The organism is Pseudomonas sp. PSPC3-2 (assembly GCF_049897085.1).
In the GTDB taxonomy this organism is placed as follows: domain Bacteria; phylum Pseudomonadota; class Gammaproteobacteria; order Pseudomonadales; family Pseudomonadaceae; genus Aquipseudomonas; species Aquipseudomonas paraveronii.
This window is the reverse complement of sequence record NZ_JAFCVO010000002.1, coordinates 120,773-147,175: the sequence shown is the minus strand read 5'-3', so window position 1 is coordinate 147,175 and position 26,403 is coordinate 120,773. Positions and strand designations below refer to the sequence as shown.

At 60.7% G+C, this 26,403-nt stretch carries 15 protein-coding genes; 14 read left to right on the top strand and 1 reads right to left on the bottom strand.

From position 1 onward, the window contains the following. Positions 1–2: 2 nt before the first annotated feature. The 14 genes from tssF (at position 3) to ACP7CJ_RS05510 (ending at position 23,200) form a co-directional block, all read left to right on the top strand. Positions 3–1,718, top strand: a complete 1,716-nt coding sequence (gene tssF / locus ACP7CJ_RS05575) for a type VI secretion system baseplate subunit TssF (protein ID WP_426099794.1) — start codon at positions 3–5, stop codon at positions 1,716–1,718. Further along, positions 1,682–2,689: a type VI secretion system baseplate subunit TssG gene (gene tssG, locus ACP7CJ_RS05570; RefSeq protein ID WP_426099793.1), complete on the top strand. Its 1,008-nt coding sequence runs from the start codon at positions 1,682–1,684 to the stop codon at positions 2,687–2,689. The genes tssF and tssG overlap by 37 nt, the downstream gene beginning before the upstream one ends. Beyond that, positions 2,690–5,422: a type VI secretion system ATPase TssH gene (gene tssH / locus ACP7CJ_RS05565; RefSeq protein ID WP_426099792.1), complete on the top strand. Its 2,733-nt coding sequence runs from the start codon at positions 2,690–2,692 to the stop codon at positions 5,420–5,422. Between the two features lie 36 nt (positions 5,423–5,458). Continuing rightward, the gene (locus tag ACP7CJ_RS05560) at positions 5,459–8,059 is read left to right on the top strand and encodes a type VI secretion system Vgr family protein (protein WP_426099791.1); all 2,601 of its coding nucleotides are present in this window, start codon (positions 5,459–5,461) and stop codon (positions 8,057–8,059) included. A gap of 37 nt (positions 8,060–8,096) precedes the next feature. Next, on the top strand, positions 8,097–10,691 hold the full coding sequence (locus tag ACP7CJ_RS05555) for a DUF2169 family type VI secretion system accessory protein (protein WP_426099790.1): 2,595 nt from the start codon (positions 8,097–8,099) through the stop codon (positions 10,689–10,691). After that, positions 10,684–11,646 (top strand): pentapeptide repeat-containing protein, encoded by a 963-nt coding sequence (locus tag ACP7CJ_RS05550; protein WP_426099789.1) that lies wholly within the window; start codon positions 10,684–10,686, stop codon positions 11,644–11,646. Before ACP7CJ_RS05555 ends, ACP7CJ_RS05550 begins: the two co-directional genes overlap by 8 nt. After that, positions 11,643–12,290 (top strand): DUF3540 domain-containing protein, encoded by a 648-nt coding sequence (locus ACP7CJ_RS05545; protein WP_426099788.1) that lies wholly within the window; start codon positions 11,643–11,645, stop codon positions 12,288–12,290. The genes ACP7CJ_RS05550 and ACP7CJ_RS05545 overlap by 4 nt, the downstream gene beginning before the upstream one ends. 8 nt (positions 12,291–12,298) lie before the next feature. Then, the gene (locus ACP7CJ_RS05540; protein ID WP_426099787.1) at positions 12,299–12,703 is read left to right on the top strand and encodes a DUF4150 domain-containing protein; all 405 of its coding nucleotides are present in this window, start codon (positions 12,299–12,301) and stop codon (positions 12,701–12,703) included. A 2-nt stretch (positions 12,704–12,705) separates the two neighbouring features. Continuing rightward, positions 12,706–13,329, top strand: a complete 624-nt coding sequence (locus ACP7CJ_RS05535; protein WP_426099786.1) for a type VI secretion lipoprotein TssJ — start codon at positions 12,706–12,708, stop codon at positions 13,327–13,329. Positions 13,330–13,392: 63 nt separating this feature from the next. Continuing rightward, positions 13,393–14,775 (top strand): type VI secretion system baseplate subunit TssK, encoded by a 1,383-nt coding sequence (gene tssK, locus ACP7CJ_RS05530; RefSeq protein WP_426099785.1) that lies wholly within the window; start codon positions 13,393–13,395, stop codon positions 14,773–14,775. Continuing rightward, the gene (locus ACP7CJ_RS05525; protein ID WP_276192989.1) at positions 14,772–15,440 is read left to right on the top strand and encodes a DotU family type IV/VI secretion system protein; all 669 of its coding nucleotides are present in this window, start codon (positions 14,772–14,774) and stop codon (positions 15,438–15,440) included. The genes tssK and ACP7CJ_RS05525 overlap by 4 nt, the downstream gene beginning before the upstream one ends. Further along, positions 15,440–19,381, top strand: coding sequence for a type VI secretion protein IcmF/TssM N-terminal domain-containing protein (locus tag ACP7CJ_RS05520; protein WP_426099784.1), 3,942 nt, complete (start codon positions 15,440–15,442; stop codon positions 19,379–19,381). Before ACP7CJ_RS05525 ends, ACP7CJ_RS05520 begins: the two co-directional genes overlap by 1 nt. Then, on the top strand, positions 19,381–22,560 hold the full coding sequence (locus ACP7CJ_RS05515) for a response regulator (protein WP_426099783.1): 3,180 nt from the start codon (positions 19,381–19,383) through the stop codon (positions 22,558–22,560). Before ACP7CJ_RS05520 ends, ACP7CJ_RS05515 begins: the two co-directional genes overlap by 1 nt. Beyond that, complete coding sequence (locus ACP7CJ_RS05510) at positions 22,553–23,200, top strand: response regulator (RefSeq protein WP_276192985.1); 648 nt, start codon at positions 22,553–22,555, stop codon at positions 23,198–23,200. The genes ACP7CJ_RS05515 and ACP7CJ_RS05510 overlap by 8 nt, the downstream gene beginning before the upstream one ends. A gap of 78 nt (positions 23,201–23,278) precedes the next feature. Here ACP7CJ_RS05510 and ACP7CJ_RS05505 read toward each other — a convergent pair whose 3' ends face one another. Then, entirely contained in the window at positions 23,279–26,392 is a 3,114-nt protein-coding gene (locus ACP7CJ_RS05505) for an efflux RND transporter permease subunit (RefSeq protein WP_276192984.1), read from the bottom strand. Positions 26,393–26,403 lie beyond the last annotated feature (11 nt).

Genomic DNA, 26,403 nt, shown 5'->3' with positions numbered 1-26,403 from the left:
TCATGCTCAACAGCCATTATCAAAATGAACTCAACCAACTGCGACGTCTGGCCGATGAGTTTGCTCGCCGCAACCCGGCCCTGGCGCCGCTGCTGGGGGTGGACTCGGCCAATGACCCGGATGTCGAGCGCTTGCTCGAAGGCGTGGCGTTTCTTACCGGGATGGTTCGCCAACGGTTGGATGACGAGTTTCCCGAGTTCATTCAAGAGTTGGCGCAGCTGCTCTATCCCCATTACCTGCAACCCTTGCCCTGCCTGACGCTGCTGCAATTTCAGCCGCGTGGGGCATTGCAGGAGGTCTCGCGTATCGAGCCCGGATGCGAAATTGCCTCGGTGCCGGTCGATGGCCAGCGCGTGCGCTTTCGCAGCACCGCGGCGGTCGATCTGGAGCCGTTGCAATTGCTCGGTAGCCGCTGGGACGGCGCCGCCGGTGAAGAGCGCAGCCTGGTTCTGGACTTCGCTTTTACCACCGCCGATCCCAATAGCTGGCTGGCCGACAGCCTGCGTTTCTATCTGGGTGATGGCCTGGCCGATGGCTCCAAGTTGTTGCGTCTGCTGCAGCTCAACCTGCGTGAGATTCGTATCTGCGCCCAAGAGCAGCCCATGACCATCCTGCCGGCCAGCCATTTGCGTGGCCTGGGATTCGATGCGAGCAACACCTTGCTGCCGTTTCCCGATACCGCGCACCCGGCCTATCGTTGCCTGCAGGAATACTTCGCGCTGCCCGAGAAATTCCTGTTTATCGAGCTTTGCGGGTTCAAACAATGGCGAGCGAGAGGCGCCGACGGGCGTTTCAGCGTGCGCCTGATGTTCGAAAACCTGCCGGACTGGGCACCGAATCTGTCGGCCAACAGCTTTTTGCTGGGGGTGACGCCAGCGATCAATCTGTTCGCCCAGGACGCGCACCCGCTGCGCATCGACCACAAGCAAGTCGACTATCGCATCCAGCCTGCCGACCATGGCCAGCGCATGAGCATGCGGATTCATTCGGTGCTCAAGGTCAGTGCTTATTCCGCCGCAGGCGGCGAGCGGCTGCTAGAACCGTTCAATACCTTCTCGCAGCGCGACATGTATAACCTGCGCATCCGCGCCTCGAGCATCGATGCCCAAGGCTATGACCACTATCTGAGCCTGCCCTACAGCGAAGGCAAAGTGCCGGGCGAGATGACCTTGTCCATCGGCTTGCTCTGCACCAATGGCAAGTTGCCGGAAAGCCTGCGCCTGGGGGATTTGAACCAGCCTACCGACAACACACCGCCCAGGGTCGAGTTCAAGAGCATCCGTGGCATTACCCCGTGCCAGCCGCCCAAGTTCGACGACAAGTTGCTGTGGCGCATGCTCTCGCAGCTCAATGCCAACCACTTCCGCCTGGCCGATCGCGACTACCTGCGCGGCCTGCTCGCGCTGTATTTGCCGAGTGTCGGCGAAGGTGCCCAGGACGCCAACCAGCGCCGCATCGATGCCATCGAAAACGTCACCGTCAGTCACGAGCGGCGCTTTATTCGTGGGCTGCCGATCGAAGGCAGTGAGGTCCGGGTCGAGTGCCGGGGCGACTATTTTCTCAGCCCCGGCAATTTCTACCTGTTCGGTTGTGTGCTCGATGAGTTTTTCGCCGGCTGTACGGCCATCAACAGCTTTACCGCTTTCACGCTGTTCGACAGCGTCAACCACGAGACCTTGAAATGGCCAGCGAAGATCGGGCACCAACGCCTGTTGTGATCGATCCGCTGCTCGATGACGGCGGCGAGTTCGGGTTTTTCCAGGCCTTGCGCCTGTTGCGGTTACGTTTCCCGAGCGAAAAAGGCTTCGTCGACAACGTGCGGGTCCGGCCGCGTCTGGGGCTTGGGTTTCCGCTGCGGGATATCGAGGGGATCGAGCAGGACGGAGACGGTCGCTATCGGATCGAGGCGAACTTTTTCGGTCTGTATGGCGTCACCTCGCCGTTGCCGACGTTTTACACCGAAGACCTGATCGACGAGCAACTGCTGGGCCACTCAGCGGGACGTGACTTTCTCGACATCCTGCATGCCTCGCTCTATCCGTTGCTGTTCCGCGCCTGGGAAAAACACCGGATCTGGATCGACATTACCGAGCGGCGCGACGTCAAGAGCCTGCGCCAGCTGCAGGCGCTGATCGGCATTGCGGAAGCGCGTCCGGAGCAGCGCGATCAATCCAACGATTTGCTGCGGTATGCCGGGTTGTTCAACCAGTACCCGCGCTCGGCCCTGGGTCTGCAGCAACTGGTCAAGGCCGTGCTCGGTGATGTCGCGGTGGAAGTCGTGCCGTGTGTCGAGACGCGTCTGCGCGTCGACCGTGCGGCGCGCACTTACCTGGGCATGCAGTGCGGTGTGTTGGGCGAAAACAGCCTGCTCGGTCGTGAAGTCATGGACCGCAGCGGCACGCTGGATATCCGCCTGACGTCACTGAGTACCGCGGCTTTTCACGGGTTATTGCCGGGGCAAGCGCTGTATCAAAAGCTTGAACGGTTGGTGGGATTGTATCTGCAGACACCGCTACGCAGCCGACTGGTCATGCGGCTTGCGGCAGATAAGCAACAGTGCGCTTCGCTGGGGGGCGGCTGGCAGCGGCTGGGCCTGGATACCTGGCTGGGCGACGGTGACACACAGGACGATGTTGTATTCATGCTGACGGCCGAACACGGACCAATGCTCGAAGAGAGGGCTCGCTAGATGATTCAGGTAGAACTCAAACCGCTGTTCGCACGGCTCAATGTGTACAGCACCAAGGCCCTGGAGAACGCGGCGGGCCAGACCCTGGCGCGCGCTCACTACGAGATTTCCCTGGAGCACCTGCTGCGCCAGTTGCTGGAAGATCCGGATGCCGATACGACGCGCATCCTCGCTCGATTCGAGATCGATCCGATGCGTCTGCGTGCGTTGCTGGATGAGGGCCTGGCGCAACTGAAAAACGGCAACCCCGGGCGGCCGGTGTTCGCCGGCCTGCTCACTGAGTGGATTCAGGACGCCTGGCTGATTGCCTCGCTGGTGGTCGGCACCGGGCGGATTCGTGGCGGCTCGCTGTTGCTGGCGCTGGTATCGCGCCTGGGTTACTACACCGCCGGCACCCGTTATGGCGAACTGCTCAAGCCGATTTCCACCGATGCCCTGACGGCAGAGTTTGCTCAGCTGTTGGGCGGCTCCAGTGAAGGTCCGCTGGACAGCCTGCAGACCGGCACGGCCTCCGCTTCGCTGGGCAGTGCTGGCGGTGTTGCGCCCGCTGCCGAAGACAATATCGCGCGCTTTTGCGAGGACCTGACCGCCAAGGCAGTGGCGGGGCGCATCGACCCGATTTTCGGGCGCGATGATGAGATTCGCCAGATGATCGACATCCTCGCCCGGCGGCGTAAAAACAACCCCATCGCGGTGGGCGAACCAGGTGTGGGCAAGTCCGCCGTGGTAGAGGGGTTGGCGTTGTTGATCAGCCAGAATGAAGTCCCCGACTTCCTCAAAAACACACGCCTGCTCAGCCTGGATCTCGGTGCGCTGGAAGCAGGCGCCAGCGTCAAGGGCGAGTTCGAAAACCGCCTGCGGGGCGTCATCGAAGAGATCAAGGCGTCCACCACGCCGGTGATCCTGTTCATCGATGAAGCGCACATGCTGATCGGCGCCGGCGGCGCGGCGGGAGGCTCGGATGCGGCCAACCTGCTCAAACCCGCGTTGGCCCGTGGCGAGCTGCGCACCATCGCTGCCACGACCTGGTCGGAGTACAAGAAGTACTTCGAGAAAGACCCGGCCCTGGCGCGCCGTTTCCAACTGGTCAAACTGGACGAGCCGAGCGTTAAAACCGCGGTGTTGATCTTGCGCGGGCTCAAGGGCCACTACGAAAAAGTCCACGGGGTCAGCGTGCGTGATGACGCTATCGTTGCCGCCGCCGAATTGTCGGATCGCTACATTACCGGACGTTTGCTGCCGGACAAGGCCGTGGACTTGCTCGACACCGCCAGCGCCCGGGTACGCATTGGCCTGGGCATCAAGCCTGCCGAGTTGGAGCGCATGGAGCGGCAGTTGTCCGGCCTGGCGCGTGAACAGAGCGCCCTGGAGCGCGACCGTGGCAATGGTTTCCCCGTGGAAGACCAGCGCCTGACCGATATCGCCGACGAACAGGCCGACATCGACGAACGTCGTGCTGCGCTGGAAGTCCGCTGGCTGGCCGAGCGTGACGCGGCGCTGCGCGTCCTTGAAGCACGCAAGCAACTGACCCTGCAAGCACAGGATCTGCCGGTTCCGGCCGAAGGCGAGGTTGCGCAGGTACTGGCCTCGCTGGAAGAACGCCAGGCCGAGCTGGATCAGGCCCGTGAAACCCTGGCCGCGCTGCAAGGCGACGCGCCGCTGCTGTTCACCGAAGTCAGCCCCGATGCGATTGCCCAGGTCGTCTCCGACTGGACCGGCGTGCCGCTGGGCAAAGTGCTGCGCGATGCGGCGGGCGGCGTATTGGCCCTGGCCGACAACCTCAAGCTGCGCATTCGCGGGCAGGACACCGCCGTCGAGCAGATCGCAGAAATCCTCAAGGCCGCGCAATCCGGCCTGCGCGATCCGCAACAGCCGTTGGGCGTATTCCTGCTGGTCGGGCCCTCGGGTGTCGGCAAGACCGAAACCGCCCTGGCCGTGGCCGAACATTTGTTCGGCGGCGAGCAGGCGATGATCTCGGTGAACATGAGCGAGTACCAGGAGAAGCACACCGTCAGCCGCTTGGTGGGCTCGCCCGCCGGTTATGTTGGCTTCGGCGAGGGCGGCATGTTGACCGAGGCGGTGCGCAAGCGTCCGTATTCGGTGGTGCTGCTCGATGAAGTGGAGAAAGCCCACCTGGACGTGGTGAACATTTTCTATCAGGTCTTCGACAAGGGCAGCCTGTCCGACGGCGAAGGGCGGCAGATCGATTTTTCCAACACCGTGGTGTTGCTGACCAGCAACCTGGCCACCGAAGAGATCCAGAACCTGTGCGTCGACGGGCGTCCCGATCCGGACACCCTGGCGGAAAAGATCCGTCCGACCCTGTCCCGGCATTTCAAACCGGCGCTGCTGGCGCGCATGACCATCGTGCCGTTCTTCACCCTGGGTGGCGAGCAACTGGCGGGCATCGTGCGCCTCAAGCTGGGCCGGCTCAGCGAGCGCCTGCTGGCTTCGTCGAAAGTCCGTTTGACGTTTGCAGACGAGGTCGCCGACGCCATCGCCGCGCGCTGCACGGAAGTGGAGAGCGGGGCGCGCAATATCGATTTCATCCTGCGCAAAAGCCTGACACCGCGTTTGTCTGACGTGTTGCTGGGGGCGATTGCCGATCAGCGTCCGCTGGCTGGGTTGCATGTGGCGGTGGATGCGCGCGGCGAGTGGGTCATTACCGCGCAAGAAGTCGATGCGATCAGGTCTTTACCCGAGCGTGAAGCGCTGCTTGAACCCCTAGAGTGACCGCTCGTTTACCGTTTGAAGAACAAGGATTGATTGATGGCTCTCAATGATCACGCGCTCTGCACTTTCGCCAGCCTGGCACCCTCGCTGCTGCTCGAAACATTATGGGTGCAGCAGTGGCAGGGCGAGGAAAAGCTCTCTCAGCCCTATCGCTTCGAGGTTCGGCTGGCCACGATCAATCCGTTGTTCGACGACGAAGCACTGCTGGGCAACCGAGCGGTATTGACCCTGAGCGATGCGTTGGGGCAACCGCATCCCTATCAGGGCGTGGTCACAGAGGTGGATTATCTCGACGCCGATTCCCTGTATTTCTACTACCGCGTGGTGCTGGAACCACGCTTTGTACAGTTGCGTCATTTCCGTTTTTCCGAAATCTGGCTCGACAAAAGTCTGCCGGAATTGATTCGCGACGTGCTCAAGTTGGCCGACCTGACTGTCGAAGGTCCGGGGATGAACGGGTTGCCCGGTTCGGCGTATGACTTCGATATTCGCCTGCCGCTGGCCGATGATCCGCTGACTCAGGCGACGTTTACCTGCCAGTTCGAAGAAACCAGTTTCGCCTTTATTTCACGTCTTCTTGAATATTTCGGCGTGTATTACTTCTTTGAACAGGGGCCTGACGGCGAGGCGCTGGTGTTCTGTGGCGACCGACTGTACCAGCCGCAACTCCCCAGTCTGCTGACCTATCGTCGTCAAGATTCGGAACTGGATGTAGGTCGGGTCCTGGCGGTAGCGCGTACCTTCGAGCGCAAACTCGTCCGGCAAGCGGCGGGGGTCACGCTCCAGGACTTTTCCGCGAGCAACGCGCAGTTGAAGTTAGAGGTCAACGCTTCGGTGGCAACTGCCAGCCTTGGCGCAGATGCCTCGACTGAACAACGAGAGGCCGTCTCTGGTTCGTCTGTATTTATCGGCGGGCAAGGGTTGTATGGCGAGCACTTCGGTTCGCTCGAACAGGGGCAATGGTTGGCCAATCGCCGCGCCCAGGCCATCGGTTGCCGTCAGCGGGAGTTTCATGGCAGCGGTCGAGCCACGGGGTTGCGCGCCGGTTATCCGATGCTGTTAGTCGGCCACCCGCGCCCGCTATTCAATGCCGGTTATCTGGTTATTGAAGTTCACCATGACGGTTATCAGCCGTTGCCGGGCCTGGGGTCGGAGGGGGAAGGACCGGGGCAGGGGATCAACACGCGGTTTATCGCCTTGCCCGGCGAGGTGCAGTTCCGCGCACCCTGCGTGACCCCCCGGCCTTATGTGCAGGGCGTGCTCAGTGCGGTAGTGGACGGTGATGAAGATACCGGTCGGCCGCTGCTCAATGAGCATGGTTGCTACAGAGTGAGTTTCCCGTTCATTCGCGGCGAGAAGAATGCAACGCGCGGTTCGGCCTGGTTGCGTATGGCCACGCTGTCCAGTGGTTCGAGCCACGGCATGAATTTCCCGCTGCTCAAAGGCACGGAAGTGCTGGTTTCGTTCTTGGGCGGCGATCCGGACCGCCCGGTGATTACCGGTAGCGTGCCCAACTCCGAGAATCCTAATGTGGTCACCGGCGATAACGCGACCCAAAGCGGCTTGAGCACCCCCGGTGGGCATTTGTTTGCGATGGAAGACAGCCCGTCCGGGCCGATGATGAAGATGGGGGCGTCTACCGGTTGCAGTTTTACCTTGGGCGAGGGCGATGTCAGTGGGGCGCATTTGCGCACGGACAAGCATATGCAGTTGGCGTCCAGTTCTTATAAACATGAGATACCGGGTGTATATACGCTATCTATTGGTGGAGGGAGTGCACCGAAACCACTTGTGGCCCATGGCTCTAAAGAAGAGCTGCTGAGCAGCAACTTCACCGTTGGCCAGAACGTTTCCCTGGATGCTAAAGATTTTGTTCCCGGTGCAATGGCGGCTACAGGCATTTACGACTGGCTAAGTCATCGGACCAAAAAAACGATTACAGCACTTGATTTGTCAGCAAACTTAACAGGGGTTAAGGCCGCTGTTGCAGCGACTGGCTTGAACGTCAGTGTTGCACTCAATGGCGTGGATGTGAGTGTCAAGGTAGGGATTGTCTCAGTCGCCTACCAGTGGTTTCCTATAAAGGTTGTCAATGGCGATATTATTATTGATAAGGCAAAGGCCAAAAAAGACAAACTAACGTATAGCGAAAAATCGGTTGTCGTCGGCTCCGATATAAGTAAGGTTAAACTGGAGAAGTCTGCCTATTTCATGCATTTATCCAGCAATTCTCATGAGATTACGGTGGGCGCCAATACTATCGTATTGACCAACGATGGCGTGGTTATCAAGTCCGGTGGGATTGTTCATATCGATGGCGATCTGCATGTTTCCGGAGACGTCTTAATGGGTAAGGCACTGTCTGTTGTTGACAGTATTTATGTGGGGGGCGGGGCTCAGATAGGGGAGCGGATGGTAGATAGTTCAATTAACAAGCCTGACCCGTTTATTCCGAGTGTGGCGATCCAAGGGTTAAAAACCAGAGCCTCGGTAGAGTTGAAAAAAATCATTATCGAAGCCGCCCTCAATAAGGTCGATGTCGAAGCTCAGGTTGCTGTGGGTGCTGCCAGTGTGGTTGCGGCCGAGGCCGTCGGTGACGTCGCTGCTGGCGGCGCTGGCGACGCGCCTGCGGTTTGACCGGCGACAGTTGCTCTAAACATGTGCGGAGAGTCTGATGCAACTCAAATGTGAACACGCCAGCCTTGTGTTGCTTGCCACTTCCAAACTGCGGGATACCCATGTCTTGGTGGTTACTTTCGGCTTATTGGTGGATGCCGAAGGCAAGACCATGCCCGCCGAGCAGACCTGGAGCTGGATCGCCGAGCGCATGGGCAAGCAGACGCTGGACAGCGGTTTGAAAAAAAGCCGTGGCACCTTCGCAGTGCAGGGGCAAGCCTATGCCCTGACCGATGCACAGCGTGCTGGAATGGCAGTGCGGGTAAGTCTGGGGACACTTGAGAAAACCCTGCATGTGTTTCCACCCCGTCAATGGAACAAGGGCCTCTTGGGCTGGATGCCTGTTACAACCGGACAGATCGATTGCCTGCCGTTGACCCTGGAAAACGCCTACGGTGGTTCCCCGTGGGCGGATAACCCAGTGGGCAAAGGTTATTGTGCTGATACAGACACCGCTGGCGGAACTGCACTCGCACAACTGGAAGTCGCGAACCTGAGTGTTTGCGATCCAAAGGACCGCCCGGCAATTGCCAGCTTCATGCCATTACCGCCGCAAAGCGCTGCACGCAGTGCCTTTATGGGAACTCTTGACGAGGACTGGACCGCCTATCGTGCACCGTTCTTGCCGATCGACACCGATGCCCGCTGGTTCGATGAAGTGGCGCAGGACCAGTGCAATACCGAATTTTGGCGGGGAGACGAAGCCTGGTCGGTAACGGGGATGCACCCGGCCCAGGCACAAGTGTCCGGGCGTCTGCCTGGCCTGCGGCCACGACTTTTTGTCGAGCGCACTGATAAGCACCTTGCCATCACCGAGGCGCCAATGGACCTCGATACGGTATGGCTGTTCCCCGCAGCGCAGAGTGTGCTTTTGCTCTACCGGGCAGAGGTGTCTGTACTCGATATCGATGCGCAGGATATCGCCACACTGGCGATGGCCCTTGAGCGTGTCGGGGATGCCGAGCTGGATAAGCAGACATGGATTGATCGGCTTTGGCCGCGTCCTCCGGTGGAGCCGGTCGAGATACCGCCCACCGAGCCGCCGGTGTTCGACTCCGGGCCCATGATTGCCAGCGTGCAGGCTGCGGCGGACGCAATACACGCCGAATTATCCGTGGCGCATGAGCAGAGTCTTCAGATCGCCCAGGACATGGCGACAGGCATGGACATGCCTTTCAACCGTGCAGATTATCCGCCGTTGGCCAAACTGGATTTTGCGGCGTTCATGCGAGCGCCGCAGTCGCCTGCCAAGCCCTTCGATCCAGGGGCGCTACGAGCCGAAATCGAGACGGAATTGGCTAAGGCCAAGGCCGACAGCATGCGCCATGCCCGGAGTGCGATCACGCGATTGAGTCTGGATGTCGAGGAGACTTTGGCGCTGGCGAATCAACCCGTCCCCGAGGTTGACCTCATGGGGGTGCTGGCCCGACTGGACCTGCCTCAAGCACAGCAGGCGGATATGGTTGAAAAAGTGGCAGCGGGATTTTCCCGTTCACAAGCGATGGAGGCCTCCATCGATCAGCAACTCGCTGCTGTCGAAAAGGCACTGGCGGCTGATCGAATCAAATTCGGCCCCGCACCCACGCCTGCCGAATACTGCAATCTGACCCGTGAATCGCTGCAAGCCTTACACCTGGCGGGTAAATCGTTGCAGAACCTCAGCCTCAATGGCCTTGATCTTTCAGGGCTGGATCTGGGTCAAGCAGACCTGAAAAGAACGTTGTTTGAAAACTGTCGGCTCAAAGGTGCTTGTCTGGCAAATACGGACCTGAGCCAGAGTCAATTTATTGGTTGTGATTTGAGTGCTGCGAGTTTGGACAAGGCGTCCTTGCAAGAAACGGTCTTTGAACGGGTTCTATGCCCAGGTGCATCATTCAAGGGCGCTAACCTTTTGGCTATTCGAGCCAGTAAAAGTGATTTCTCTACGGCTGATTTCACCGAGGCCAACCTACAGCAAGCTCAACTCAACGAATGCAGCCTCGACAAGGCTCAACTGAGCAACGCCAATCTAAGCAAACTACGCCTCAATAAATGCGACCTGAGCGGCGCAATATTCACCGACAGCAACCTCCACAAAGCCAAGCTCTACGACTGCACACTGGACGCGACAGACATGCGCCGCGCCAACCTCAGCAAAGCCGATTTCGCCAAGGTGGTGGGCCGCGACCTGGACTTGCGCGAGTGCAATCTGCAAAACCTGCGTCTGGCCGCTCACTGCGTTTTGCCGGGTGTGCGCCTGGACGATGCCGACCTGACCGCTGCCAGTTTTCAAGACGCCGATCTGAATCACGCCAGCCTGCGCGGCGCTCGGTTTAACGACGCGCTGCTGAGCGGTTGCGACCTGAGTGATTCCGACGGTGTCGGGCTCGTCGCGCAAGGTGTCTGCCTGTCGGGATGTGACTTGAGTCGCGCTGATTGGTCTGGCGCCAACCTGCTTAACGGCCGCTTGCGCAAGGTGTGCCTGGAGCAGACCAACCTCAGTGGCAGCAACTTGCATGGCTTGGCCAGTGACGCTGTGCACGGCAGCGGCGTGCGCCTGGAACAGGCATTGATGACGCGTTGCCGACTCAAGGAGAGCCTGACTCATGCTTGAGGTATTAAGTGTCGAGCGTCTAAGGGAATTGCTGGCTGATTGGCAGCCCTTGCGCGCGTTGAATCTGGCCGGTGGCGACTATCGCGGTGTCGATTTGAGCAACGCGCGGCTGGAGGAAGTGGATGCGCGTGGCGCGCAATTCAATGGCGCCATTCTGACCCAAAGCTACTGGAAAGACTGCCGCCTGGACGGCGCCAATTTTTCCGACAGCACTGCTGACTCGTCGCACATGAACGCGTGTTCATTGCAGGGCGCATTGTTCACGAATGTGCGTTGGAACAAGGCCTACTGGGCGCAATGCTCCGGCGAGGATCTGGATCTGTCGGGGGCGCAGCTAGAGGCTTTTACGCTCTCGGAGTGCCGCGTACCGCGTATCAGCCTGGCAGCCGCCCAGTTGAGCAAATCCCAATGGAGCCGCTGCGATCTGACGGGCCTTGATGCCCAGTCGGCGCATTTTGCGAAGGCACGGTTGATCGATTGCCAACTCGATCAGGCGCGCTTCGGCCTGGCGTCGTTGCAGCAGTGTGCCTTTGATGAATCGTCGTTGAGTGGCGCCGATTTTCATGCCGTGCAGGCCGAGGGCGCGTCGTTCTACCGCTGCAAGGGAGCCGCGCCGATGTTTGTCGGTGCCAATCTCAAGGGCGCTCTGTTCAATGCCAGCCATTTTGACTCGGTCGATTTCAGTGATGCCGTTCTGGAGATGGCCATCCTGATAGACGCCCAGATGCCAGGCGCGCGCTTTGACCGCGCCCTGTTGCGTTATGCCGATTGCACCGCGTTGCTTGCGCCACGCGCCTCGTTCGTCGCCGCCGACGTGACCGGCATGAATGCGCATGCCGCTGACTTCACCCAGGCCGACTGGCAGCAGAGCAACCCCCAGGCCATCCAGCCCGTTGATACCGAACGCCTTGCCGCCGAGCAATGGCGGCCCGCCTCTTTAGGAAAATCGAGATGAATGAAGCCCCGCAGTATTGCGATGCCGCTGCTCAATTGCGTCATGCACAGGTCAACGCACTGGATGGCGAGCGTTTCGGCGTGGTCAGCAGCGATGGCCGCCGCTATTGGCTAAAACCTGCATTCGGTTGCCTGGTGCGTCCGGCAGTGGGGGACAAGGTGTTGGTCAGCTTGGACGCGCAAGGCGGTTACATCCTTAGCGTGCTGGAACGCGCCATCGCTCAACCGGCGCGTCTGCATCTGGAGGGTGATTTGCATTTGAGCCTGCCCGCTGGCGCGCTGAGCATTCAGGCTCGCGACGGCGTGAGCCTTGACGCCGGTAGCGCATTACGAGTGTGCGCCGAACAGGGCAGTGTGCAGATGCAGCGCGCGCATCTGACGGTCGGGACCCTGGCCATGAGTGGCGAGCATCTTGAGAACCATTGGGTCGAGCGCCACGACAACAGCGTGTATCACCGCGAAAAGGCCGTGCGCCACGAGGCGGATTTTGCTGATAGCCGCCGTCGCGTCGAAGGCCATGAAGAACTTCATTCCGGCTCGTTGCGCCAGCGCGTGCGCGATGAGTGGAGCGTGCAGGCCGACACGCTGGACCTGAACGCACAACGTAGCGTTGCCATTGATGGCGACAGCATCAAGCTGGGGTGAGATCGATTATGTATATGCTCAATAACGGCGGTGCGATGGCGATGTCCACCGTGCCCGATATCTGCAAGACGCCCGTTCCGCCAGCCGGGCCCGTGCCGTTGCCTTATCCCAACACTGCCGATACCAGCGCCGCGGACCCGGGTGGATTGGTGATGGAAGTGCTGGTGGACGGCATGCCAGCGATGAATATGTCCAGCAAGGTGTTGATGACCAGTGGCGATGAGGCGGGCGTGGCCGGTGGCGTCACCAGCGGCAAGGTCAAGGGTGAAATGATCTTCATCGATGGCAGCGCCAAAGTGATGGTCGCAGGTAAGCCCGCCGTGCGTGTCACCTGCCAGACCATGCACAACGCCAATAACACCATGGGTACGGTTTCGCAGCCAAGCCAGACCGCTGTCCTGGTGATGGAGTGAGCATGCCCTCCATTAAGTTTTCCATGGGCGGACTCGTCCTGTGCATCCTGCTCGCCGCCTGCAGCAGCCAGGAACTCACCCCCGAGCAAAAGGCCCTCACCGCGCTCAAATGGGACTACACCGAAAACGCCATCGAGCTGAGCTTCACCGCCGATAACGACCTCAATCAGTACGACGGCCAGGCGCATAACTTGTTGGTGGTGATCACGCAGTTCGATCAGGTCAGTGCGTTTTCCGGCTACACCGGCAGCTCCCAGCAACTGAGCAGCCTGCTGCTGATGAACAGCGCGCCGCCCGGGATGATCGGGCTTACGCGGCTGTTTATCGAGCCGGGTCAGACCCGGCAGTTGAGCCTGCCGCGACTCGAGGGCGCGAAGATGGTCGGCGTCGCCGTCGGCTATGCGCACTTGGACCCGGCGCGCAGCGTCAAGCTCTACCAGATCGGCGTCGATGTGACGTCGACGGGGTTCTTCAGCAAGACCTGGACCGCCACACCGCGCCCCATCGCCATTGACCTGCTCGTCGGGCCCGATGCGCTGTTGCGCGGCAAGGAAAGTCGCCTGGCGTTGCCCAAGCCGGTGCAGCCCCGAGAGGGCGAGGTGCGCCTGCCCGGCGCACAGGACTGACCTGCTTGTCGTGAGCGTTGCAACGGCCACGCTTTTTCAATTTTTTGCCTGAAACCGAGCCCTATGAATATCGATCAGTTGTTGTATTGGCACCAGGGCTTGTTCCTCCAGCCTCAGCATTTCCAACAGAACGATGCCCGTATCGAGCATCGTCTTGCCCGTACCACGGGGTTGAACCATCCATACCCGTGGGGCCTGATCTCGCTGAAGATCAACGAGCCCGCGCTGGTTGCCAAACAATGCCTGCTCGATCAATTGTCGGTGCGCTTCGCCGAAGGCACGTTGGCCGAGTACCCGGGTAATGCGGTGCTGGAATCGCGCAGCCTTGACCTGGGCGAATTCAGTGGCGGCCGCACGCTGTTTGTGGGGTTGCGCCGCTTGCTGCCAGGCGAAGTCAACGCGCAAGTGTTCGAGACCCTCTCGGCCGGTTCTCGGGCGGAAGCGCGGTTTATCGTGGCGGCTGACCCGGAAGTGATCGGTGACCGTCTCGGCAATTCCCCGGAAGCGCGGGTGCGCCCGATGTCCTATGTGTTGCGGCTGTTCTGGGAGGATGAGCTGGAGCATTTGAGCGCCTACGAGCTGCTGCCGATTGCCCGCCTTGAACTGGACGGTGATCGCGTCCGGCCGGCCCAGCGCTACGTGCCGCCGTCGATCAATCTGGCGGCATCGCCGATGCTCCTGCAAACCTTGCGTGAAGTCCGTGACGAACTGGTCGGCCGGGCGCGGCAGTTGTCGGTGTACAAGCAGCCGGGAGAGTCGCGGCGCGGCGATCTCGACGCTGCGCAGGTCAACCATCTGATGGCCCTGGCGGTATTGAATCGCTATGGCCCGTTGCTGACGCATTTGCTCGAAACACCGCAGGTTTCGCCATGGGAGCTTTACGGCACCCTGCGCCAACTTGTCGGTGAGTTGAGTCTGTTTTCCGATGTCTGCGACATGCTCGGCGAAACCCCGGATGGGCGTCTGTTGGTGCCGCCGTACAAACACGAGGAGGCGGGGGCCGCGACGATTGCACTGGTGGCCCTGATCGGCCAGCAGCTCAATGAAATCAGCATCGGCTCAGAGTTGCTGGTGCACCTGCAACTGCAGGAAGGTTTTTATCAGGCCACATTACCGGACGCGTTTTTCGGCCCACGGCATCGTTACTTTCTGGTGGCGCGCAGTGTGGTTGATCCGGTGTGGCTGGCCGAGTGCCTGCCGATGGACGGCAAGCTCGGAGCGCTGAGTGTCATGCAAGGCCTGGTCAACCGCGCATTGCCCGGCGTCGAGTTGATCTACCTGCAGGTTCCGCCCCAGGGGCTGCCACGGGTGGCCGGCGCGTTGTACTTCCGCCTGGAAACGCTGAGCGATGGTTGGGACACGCTACAGCAGGAGCGCCAGGCGGCGTTTTTCCTGCCCCAGCCGCCGGCTGACCTGAGTATCGACCTGGTGGTGGTGCGCACATGATCAATCCCCGCCTGGCTGACTGCTGGATGTCGAGTTTCGAGGCTGCCAAGCGCGGCTTCATTGATCCGGCACAGTCCTATGAGACGCTTGCGCCGGCGCTCATCGTGCTGCTCGATGGCGCGGCCAATCGGGCCCGCGAGCTGCATTTTGCCGAAGCCGAAGTGCGTGAGGCGTTGTTCGCGGTGGTCGCCTGGATCGATGAGGCGGCCATGTCTGGCGAATGGCCCGGGGCGGCAGAATGGCGGCGGGCGCCGTTGCAACGTCACTACTTTTCCACCAGTCGTGCCGGTGTCGAGTTCTTCCAGCGCTTGGAGGCGTTGCCCGAGGCGGCGGTCGGTGCCCGCGAGGTCTTCGGCCTGGCCTTGCTCGGCGGCTTCCAGGGGCGCTACGCGACCCGTCCGGGTGGCGAACTGATGCAATACCGCCGGCTCTGCCTGGAACGGATCATTCTCGATCGGCAGATGGTGCCGCTGGATGCCACCAGCCATCTGTTTGAACAACCCGAGGCGCAGTTACCAACACGCCTGCGTGTGGTGCGCCGGGGCTTGCCCGGCATTTCGTTGCTGCTGCTGATCGGGGTGCCCTTGATTCTGTTGACCGTGCTTTACATCAGTTTCGATCTCTCGCTGGGTCGACAAGTCAGCCAATTGCTGGAGATGCGCTGATGTTGAAGAAAGCAGGGGTGTTGTTGCTCTGGGCGGTGCTGCTGGTATGCATTGTGCTGTTGCTCTGGGGCCTGGCGCTCTACCAAAACTGGCCATTGTGGTACGTGCCGGTGATTTTCATCGTTGCGCTATTGCTGGTTTTTTGCCTGCGTGGGATCGGGCGGCGCTGGTATGCCTGGCGCTTGCGTCGGCGGATGAACAGCGAATTGCCCCAGAGTCGTCGCGATGAGGCGCCGGCGCTTGATCAGGACTGGAACAGCGGTGTGCAGATGTTGCGCCAGTCGCGCCTGAGTCGATTGGGTTCACCGCTGTATGTGCTGCCCTGGTTCTTGACGCTGGGCGAGAGTGACAGCGGCACCCGGCGTTTGCTGGGCAACAGCGGGCTGACCTCGGCCTTGCGTTCGACCCACGGTGGAAAGCCGGCGGCCTCGACTGGGGCCTTGGATTGGTGGTTCCTTGAGCGTGGCGTGATCATTGATCCCGCCGGGCGCATGGCCGAGGGCAACAGCGACGCGGGCCCGGAATGGCGACGGTTGCTGTACTGGCTGCTGCGTTCACGGCGCCGCGAACCCCTCAACGGTGTGCTGCTGGTGATCGACTGCCAGCGCTTGTTGAGCGATTCCGATGCGCGCCTGGCCGAGCAGGGACACAATCTGCGCCGCCGCCTGGATGACCTGGTGAAGGTCTTTGGTGCCCGTTTGCCGGTGTATTTCATTATTACCGGTGCCGAAGCCTTGCCGGGCTTCACCCCATGGGCGTCCGCTCTCACACCGCCCCAACGTGAGCAGCCATTCGGCCTGCTCAGCCTGCAGCGCACGGGGGCGGCGCAGGTGTTTCTCGAAGAGATGTTCAGTGGGATTGGCCAGCGGCTGTTCGACCTGCGTATCGAATTGGGCGTGCGTGGCCTGCCTGATGAAGAGGCGTTCAGCCTGCCGGAGCGCATCGTTGATCTACGCTCGCGTCTCCAGCATCTGCTGTTACCCGCGTTTGACGCCAACCCCTACAGCGAGTTGCCGCTGCTCTGCGGGCTGTTCCTCACGGCCAACGGGCAAGAGGCCGACGGCACAAGTGAAGGCTGGTTCAGTCATGAGTTGCTGGGACAGCTGTTGCCGGCGCAACGCCATGCTTATCAGCCCATCGATAGTTGGCATCGCTGGCGCAGGCTGTTGGCGCATGCCGCAGTGCTTGGCTGGCTGGGACTGTGTGTCGGCTTTGGCGCCTTGCTGGTGTATGCCGACCACCACACTCAGGCAGTGCTTACCGAAGCGATGGACGAGCCGCCAGCGGCCGAGGACTTCGACGGCGGGCTGGAGACCGACCTGGATGCGCTGCGTCGCTTCCGCCAAGCGTTGATCAGCCTGTCTGACCAGCAGCAGGGCGGCTGGCATGGTTTGCTGCCGTTCTCACGGCATATCGAACAGGTCCAGGAGCACTACCGCTCTGACTACGTCAGGTTGTTCGACCACGAAATACGCACGCCAGTATTCGATGGTGTCATCTCGCAAAACCTGCGCAGCGCGTTGAACAGCGGCGATCCACGCCTGATTGCCGCGTATGCCGAATTCCTTGTGCGACGGATCAACCTGCTCGATGCCCGTCTGAACAATCAGTCGATGGATAACCTGCCGCTGCCAGGTTCCGAGGTGGGTTTCCTGAACTTGACCTACGGTTCCAAGCAAGCGACCAGCGCCGGGCAGTTGGTCACCCTGGGGAGCAGCTATCGCTCCTATCTGGAGTGGCAGACCGATATGGCGCAGATGCAGAGCCAGCGAACGGCCTTGCTGGGTCAGCTCGAAAGCATGGGGCTTGAGGGACGCCCCCTGACGTGGCTGAAAGCCTGGGCCGAACTGCAGGACAATCTGCCGCCGATCCGGCTGGCTGAATACTGGAGCGATAGCGATAACCCGGGGCTGAGTCTTTCCGGTGCTTATACGTCGCAAGGACATACTGCGATTTTTGCTTTTATGGATGAACTCGGCCTCGCCAGCCGTGACAGCGCGCTGTGGGAGACACAGCGGGTAAAATTCCTCGATCAGTACCGAAGCGATACCCAGGATGCCTGGTATCGGTTTCTCCAGGGCAGCCTGCTCAGTGCGCAGACGCGCTTGAAAAATCGCGGTGATTGGCAACTGGCCCTGAGTGTCGTCGGTACGCCCAACGATCCGTTCCTGAAGCTGCTGCATCGCAGTGCCGAACGGTTCGCTCTGATCCCCGTCGAGCAACGCGCACCTTGGGCGAACCGGGCGGTGTCGCTCGATCGCTTGCTTGAACTGGCCCGTAACAACGATCTGCATGCCGAAGCGGGGGCGTTGGGCAGCCTGAAAATCACCAATGCGCTGGGGGGCGATGTGCTCAAGGGCGTGGCCAGTGGCGGTTCGATCGAGAGTGGCGTCAACGGCTTGCGCGACGAATTGACCCAAGCCCGCGCGTTGGCCAGGTTTCAGCAGTTGATGAAAGGTGTGGTGGCCGATCTGCAGAAAAGCGATGCGCAAGCGTTCCAGGTTGCCGTGGATACTTGGGGCTTCGGTGCCGATCCCTCGGTGAAGTCTGCGCCGCTGTGGGAAGCCGATAGCGTGCGCAGCGCCTTGATCCAGGCGCTGAAGGGGCCGGATCCGCGTGAAGATGTGGTCTGGTCGTTGGCGACCGGCCAGTTGGATTTCGCCTCGCATTACGCTTCCGAAGTGGCGGCCTGCCGCCTGCAAAGTGACTGGAGCGGGCAGTTGCTCAGTTCGATCCAGGGCGTGCAGGACCCGGTCATGCTTAACGAACTGCTGTACGGCGAACGCGGTCAACTGCCGGCCTTTATGAGCGGGGCGGTGAAAACCTTCGTGCAACGCGATGTGCAGCGCTACAGCGGACGGGAAGCGCTGGGTGTGCAAATTCCGTTGACCGGTGCGTTCTACGCTTATGTCAGTCGTATGCAGCATGCGCGCAACGATCTGCTCGGTGCCGAGCGACAGAGTCAGGCCCAGCAGGCCACGGAGCAGCAAAGCCGGCAGGCACTCGAAGCCGAGCAGAAAGGCCTGGTGGCGCAACGGGCAGAGCTCAAGCAAAGCATTGCCACACTGCAGGCCACGGCGGCCGTGGTGGAATTGTCCGCCGCGCCGTCACAGGTCAACCTCGGCGCTCGCTCGCTGCCCCAGCAGACGCGCCTGACGCTGCAATGCAGTGGCCGTTCGACAGTGCTGGATAACTTCAACTTTCCCACCAGCGCCAGCTTCGTCTGGGCCCCCGGGGCCTGTGCCGATGTTGCCCTGGAGATCAGCTTCGCCAACTTCAAGCTGACCCGGCACTGGACCGGGGACCGGGCGTTCGTGGACTTCCTGCGGCTGTTCAACGGTGGGCAACACACCTTCAGCGCTGATGATTTTCCGGGCCAGCGTAACTTGATGGGCAGTGAGAATCTTATCGGCATTCAACTGACCTACCGCCAGGAAGGCGAACAGGTATTGATGGACAAGTATAGCCAGGCCGACCAATTGCAGCGCCAGGCCACCATCCTCGATGCACAGTTGAATGGCATCGCCGAACAGTTGACGGCGATGGATGCCCAGGCGGCCGCGACGAATGTGCGTCTGGCCGCGCTCGGTTCGCCCACCGAGCAGGGGGTCGCGAGTATTCAACCGCCGACCCAGATCGCCTGGTGCTGGACGCCCAGGCCCGTGGCAACGGGGCTGTCGGCAGGTGAAGGGATTCGCTTGGATCTTGGCACCTATGGCAACGAGACGCGCGTGAAGAACCTTGAGGCGCAACTGCTCACCTTGGGCTTGTCCAGCCGGCGCGAAGCCGCACAGACGATAACCGGCGACAAGGCCACGCGGTTGCTGGTGGTGGCGCTGCGTGACGACGCGGCGGCACAACGGGCGATTCGCGACATTTTGCGCAAAATGGGCGTGAGCGCCACACTCGACAGTGCAGCCGCCAGTAAGGTCGACCTGTGATGAAGAGCTGGCGTGCTTCATTGGCGCTGCGCATTACCTGTGTGCTGGCGCTGGTTCTCGCGTTGAGTTGGTGCGTGGCCGCCGGGCTTAGCGCGTGGCGCACGTATGAACAACTGCAAGGCAAGGCGCTGGACGATCTCAGCCAGCGCCTGGCCTTGCTCTCCAGTGTGGACAATGACGATTTTCGCGACGCGGAGGAGGGCGCCAGACGACTGATGACGCGCTGGAACAGCGGCGCGGCAAACGAGTTTGGCGGCAATATTTTCCAGCGCAGCACCCTGCATTGGGTGCTCAATCCGACCGGGCCGGGCGTTGCGGACAACGCCGCGGCCACCGATCGGTTGGCCCGCGCCGCTTCCGCTGCCGAAGCATTCGGTACGGCCGGCCAGGCGATGACGGTCGATACGTTTTTCTATTTTCCCGACGCTGGGGCGGCTTTTTCCACGCAAGTCGATATTCCGTCGGGTTTCGCCCAGGCCCGAGCAACGCATTTGCGCGCGCTGTTCGACGGACTATCGGCAGATGGGCCTCAGGTTGTCTGGGACGGGCCCTATTACGAGCCGTCGCTGGGCCGCCAGTTGATCAGCGTTGCGGTGGTCGCCCGGGATGTATCGGGCAAACCCTTGTTCATGACCGGCTATGAATTGAAGCTCGATGAGCGGTTGGCCCGTATCGGGCAGTTGCTCAATGGCTATCCCACCCTGTTGCTGGATGCACAAGGTCAGCGTATTGCCGATCTTTCCGGCAATACGCTGGAGGCGGTTTCCCGCGACAGGCTTAAGCAACTGATCGCGGATTTGCCGGCCGCCGCCGGCTTCCCACAGATCGGTCGCTTCGACGCCGACACGCCGATGATCGTCGCTCACCTGCAGCAACCGGATTGGTATCTGTTGACGGTTTATCCGCAAGCGCAACTGCGCGCCGGCGCGTTGGGCCTGATTCTAGCCGAGGTACCTTTTGCGATTGTCGGCTTCATCCTCTTGGCCCTTGGTTTACTCTGGGTGTTGCATCGCCAGTTGGCGCAGCCGCTGGCCCGGTTTGCGCGGGAAATCGAAGAAACCGCTCGCGGCGACGACCTGTCGCGTCGTTTGCCAGAGGCGCGCGCCGATGAGCTGGGACGCTTCGCCAGGGCCTACAACCGCTTGCTCGATGCGTTGCAGGCCGAGCAGGCCGGGCTGGAGCACCTGGTGGAGGTGCGCACTCAGGAACTGCAGGGCGCCCGGGACATGGCCAACCAGGCCAACCAACTCAAGGGGCAGTTCCTGGCCAACATGAGTCACGAAATCCGTACCCCGATGAACGCCGTCATCGGCATGAATCACTTGCTGGCGGATACGCCGCTCACGGCTCAGCAGCAACATTTTGTCACGGCCATCCGTGAGAACTCCGAAGCCCTGCTGGCGCTGATCAGCGACATCCTGGACTTCTCCAAAATCGAGTCGGGTAACCTGAATATCGAGCAGGTCGAGTTCGATCTGACCGAAGTGCTGGAAGACGTCACCGAACTGTTGGCACCGCGCGCGGCGGAAAAAGGCCTGCGCATGATCTGTCATATTGCCACCAATGTACCGGGGCAAGTGATCGGTGATCCGTGGCGATTGCGGCAGATTCTGCTCAATCTCCTGAGTAACGCTGTCAAGTTCACCGCCAGCGGCTCGATTCGCCTGCTGGTCTGGCGGGGGGAGGACGACCAGCTTGGATTTCAGGTGATCGATACCGGCATCGGCATCGCGCCGTCCGCACAGCGTTCGGTGTTTGAGGCGTTTTTGCAGGCCGATGCCTCCACCACCCGAAACTACGGCGGTACCGGGTTGGGCTTGTCCATCAGCCAGCGCCTGGCTGGGATGATGGGTGGCGGTATCGAGTTGCACAGCCAACCGGATGTGGGTTCGACCTTCGCGCTGACCTTGCCCTTGCCGCAATGCCCGGCGCGTGCGGCCGACGCCCCACGGTTGTGGGGGCTGCGGACCCTGGTGGTGGATGAACACGCCGATGAGCGTGGGGCATTGATGGAGATGCTCGGCCAGTGGCAGATGCTGTGCCAGGGCGCAGCGTCTGCCGAAGAAGCATTGAGCCTGATGCACGAGCAGGCACAGTTGGGTGTCAGGTTCGACTTAGTATTGGTCAATTGGCGCCTGCCGATGGTCGATGGCGTCGAGTTCGCCGACCTGTGCCGTGCAGCCCCGGCGTTGGCCACCGCGCGTATCGTGCTGATGGCCTCGCAGGTGGAATCACTGCCGTCTGCCGATGAACTGCGCGCCCATGGCCTGGCCGCGTGCGTTGTCAGGCCGCTGCGTCGTCAGCATTTCTATCGGACCTTGTGCGAGGTGCAGAGCGGTGCAACGCCGACGCTCTGCGAAACCGCATCGCCGTTGCGCAGTCTGGAGCGGCATGACTTCGGCCTGGATGTCCTGGTGGTCGATGACATCGCCACCAATCGCGAGATTACTCAGTTGTTCCTGGAGCGTTTCGGCCATCGCGTCGTTCATGCCCGCGACGGTGTCGAGGCACTGGAAATACTCGGTCGGAAGATTTTCGACGCGGTCTTGATGGACGGGCAAATGCCGCGAATGGATGGCATGGAGGCTGTTCGTCAATTGCGTTCGGGGCAGTGCTCAGTGCTGGATGAGGAGGTTTACGTGATTGCCTTGACCGCCAACGCCATGAGCGGCGACCGGGAGCGCTTCATCGAAGCCGGCGCCAACGACTATCTCGCCAAGCCCGTGTTACCGATGCAGCTGTTCGATGCGATCACGCAAGTGATTGTGCGGCAGCAGGCACGGGGGATGGAGTTGCGCAGCGCAGAGCCCTCGGCACCGAGCCTGGCGAAGCCCGTGCCGACCCTGATGCCACTCCAGGAACAGGACCCACTCCGGGCCCCGCGTCTGCAGCGTTTATTCATGGCGGACTGCCAGGCCTTGCTGGCTCGGCTCAAGGAGGCGGTCGCGCAGGTCGATCATGCCGAGGCCGCGCGTATCGCCCATAGCCTCAAGGGGAGCGCCGGGCAGTTCGGTGAAGCGGCGCTGGAGGCGTCGGCGGCGTTGATGGAACAGGCCGCCGCTGACGCGGATATCGCCACGATGCTCGCTGCGCTGTTGCAACTGGACATGCAGGGTCTGACCCTGGCTGCGCGTCAGCCCGGCCCCTCTGAAAAAACTGGAAAGCCTGACGATGTCTGAGTGCCGTTTACTGCTGGTGGATGATCACGCAATGATTCGCGAAGGGTTGTGTGCGCTGCTGGCCGATGTGCCTGAGCTGAGCGTGGCGGGCGAGGCCGAAGATGGTCAGCAAGCCGTTGCCATGTGCCGCGCCTTGCAACCTGACTTGGTGTTGATGGACCTGAATATGCCGTTGCTCGATGGCGTCTCGGCCCTGACCCTGATCGCCAGGCGCTGGCCGGCCATCCTGATCATCGCCCTGACTTCGACGGTCTCCGAACATAACGCCGCGCTGGCGCTGGAGGCCGGCGCGGTCGGCTATGTGCTCAAGCGCAGCCGGCGCGAAGACCTGCTCCAGGCCATCGCCCAGGTGCGCGCAGGGAAAATCTATATCGATTCCGGTCTCGATGCCGCTCAAGTCATGGCGCTACGCGGCGCCGGGCACGCGGCCAGCGGTGTCAGCCTGACCGGACGAGAACGCCAGGTCTTGAAGCTGGTCGCCGAAGGCGCGCGTAATCGAGACGTTGCCGAGATCTTGTGTATAGGCCTCAAAACCGTAGAGACCCATCGGCTCAACCTGATGAAAAAACTGGACGCACACAACGCTGCCGATATGACCCAATGGGCCTATCGGCTTGGCCTGCTTGGCGAGGATCAATAACCCGTGTTGGGCAACGGCGGCTGGCTTTTTGATTGGCGCGGGGACACCGGCGTAAGTCAGCCCGCGCGCTGAACAACATCATGACGAAGCATCAATTTTGAACAATTTGTAGACGACGACAAAAAACACCGGCACGAAGAAAATCGCAAGCAATGTCCCAGAGAGCATGCCGCCAATCACCGCCGTTCCGAGTGCGTGCTGTGCCCCGGCGCCGGCGCCACTGCCGAGGACCATGGGCAGTACGCCCAGAATGAAGGCAAGCGACGTCATCAGAATGGGGCGTAAACGCATCCTGACCGCTTCAAGCGCTGCCTCAATGAGCCCCTTGCCTTGCTCGTGAATCTCCTTGGCGAACTCGACGATGAGAATGGCGTTTTTCGACGCTAGCCCGATGGTGGTCAGTAAGCCGACCTGGAAATACACGTCGTTCATCTTCCACGTCAGGATGGCACCGACCAGTGCGCCGAGTACGCCTAAGGGGACAACCAGAATCACCGACATCGGTATCGCCCAACTCTCGTACAACGCTGCCAGACACAGGAACACAATCAGGATCGACAAGCCGTAGAGCAGCCCGGTGCGGCCCGTTGATGCTTTTTCCTGGAGCGACAAACCTGTCCACTCGTAGCCAAAGCCTGCTGGCAGTTGGGCCATGGCGTCTTCGACAATCGCCAGCGCCTCGCCGCTTGACGCTTTCCCCGGCATCGCCATGCCAAGTATCTCCACTGACGGCGAACCGTTGTAGCGCTCAAGCTTGGGCGATCCCGACGCCCAGTGCGCCGTGGCAAACGCGGTGAACGGCACCATGGTTCCTGCGCTGTTGCGGACATACCAGCGACCGATGTCCTTAGGCAACATACGGAACTGAGCATCCCCCTGGAGCATGACTTTTTTGACCCGACCCTGATCAAGAAAGTCGTTTACGTAAGTGCTCCCCCAAGCTGTTGAAAAGGTATCGTTGATATCGGACATCGAAAGCCCTAGCGTGCCTGCTTTGTGGTGATCGATATCCAGACGAAACTCTGGCGCGTCCTCTTGCCCGTTGGCCCGAACGGCGACCAATCGCGGGTCTTTGCTGAGAATGCCCAGCAGTTGGTTACGGGCTTTCATCAAGGCTTCATGGCCAAGGTTTGCGCGATCCTGAAGCATGAGGTCAAAACCCGTTGCGTTGCCCAGTTCCGATACCGCGGGTGGGGCGAACGGGATGATCTGCGCATCCCTGACCTTGGCGAAATAAGCCCATGCCCTGGCCGTCACGCTGTTGACGCTAAGGGATTCGTCACGGCGCTCGTCCCATGGCCGCAGCTTGATGAATGCCAGGCCAGTGTTTTGGCCATTGCCTGCGAAACTGAATCCGGAGACGGTGAAAATGCCCGCAACCGCCTCTTTCTCATCCACGAGAAAATGCTGCTCGACTTGTTTGAGCGCGTCATTGGTGCGGGCTGCAGTCGCGCCGGGTGGAAGCTGTATCAGCGCAAAGAGCGTGCCTTGATCCTCGTCGGGCAGAAAACCCACCGGGATTTTGAGGAAGGCGCCGACAACCAAGATCAGGAGCGCGGCGTAGATGAGCATATAGCGTTTGGGCCTGCTCAACATATGGTTCACGCCACCCTGATAATGGCGGCTGCCACGTTCGAAGGTCCGGTTGAACCAGCCGAAGAAACCGCGCTGGGTCAGCTCATGTCCACGATCGATCGGTTTGAGCAGCGTGGCACAGAGTGCGGGCGTCAGAATCATTGCGACGAGAATGGACAACACCATCGCCGACACGATCGTGATGGAGAACTGGCGGTAAATGACCCCCGTCGAGCCGCCGAAGAACGCCATAGGGATGAACACCGCGGCCAGCACCAGTGCGACGCCGACCAGCGCCCCGGTGATCTGCCCCATGGATTTGCGAGTTGCCTCCTTGGGCGACAGGCCTTCTTCGCTCATGACCCGCTCGACGTTCTCCACCACCACGATGGCGTCGTCGACCAACAGCCCGATCGCCAACACCATCGCAAACATCGTCAGGGTGTTGATGCTGAAGCCGAATACCGCAAGTACGCCGAACGTGCCGAGCAACACCACCGGAACGGCAATCGTGGGAATGAGGGTTGCGCGAAAATTTTGCAAAAACAGGTACATCACCAGAAATACCAGCACGATCGCTTCGACCAACGTGCGCACGACTTCTTCTATGGAAATGCGCACGAAAGGGGTCGTGTCATACGGTTTCTGTACCTGAACACCCTGCGGGAAAAAGGGTTTGAACTCCTCAATCCGCGCATCGATGGCCTTGACCGTATCGAGTGCGTTGGCTCCCGGAGCGAGTTTGATGGCCAGACCGGCAGCCGGTTTGCCATTGAACCGACTGGCGTTACTGTAGCTTTCGCTGCCCAGTTCGACCCGGGCGACGTCACGCAAACGCACCTGGGCGCCGTCGGTCTGCGTGCGCAGTAAGATGTCCTCAAACTCGGCGGCACTGCGAAGTTGAGTCTGAGAGGTAATGGTCGCATTGAGTTGCTGGTTGCCGGACGCCGGCAGCGCGCCGAGTTGCCCGGATGACACTTGCACGTTCTGCGCTTGGATCGCGTCCTTTACATCCAGCGGCGTCAGGCTGAAGTTTTCCAGCTTGTCGGGATCGAGCCATATCCGCATGGCATATTGCGCACCGAATAACGTGGTATCGCCAACCCCATCGACCCTTCCGATCGCGTCCTGGATGTTGGCCGAGACATAGTTCGATAGATCGGCACCATTCATTCGGCCATCTTCGGAGGTGAAGGCCAGGATATTCAGAAAGTTGGTGGACGATTTGACGACCTGCACGCCCTGTTGCTGAACCTGCGAGGGAAGTAGGGGAGTCGCCAGTGCGAGCTTGTTCTGCACCTGTACCTGCGCAGTGTCAGGGTCCGTGCCGTTTTCAAAGGTCAGCGTAATCGTGACGGAGCCATTGGATTCGCTCGTTGACGCGATGTAGCTCAGGCGATCCAGGCCCTTCATTTTCTGCTCGATGACTTGAGTGACCGTATCCTCCAGGATTTTTGCCGACGCACCTGGGTAGGTCGCGGTAATGGCGATGGCGGGCGGTGCAATAGTCGGGTATTGCGCAATGGGCAGCGTCAGGATGGACAACACACCGACAAGCATGACGATGATGGCCAGCACCCAGGCAAAAATCGGGCGATCAATAAAAAAACGTGCCATGGTATTTACCC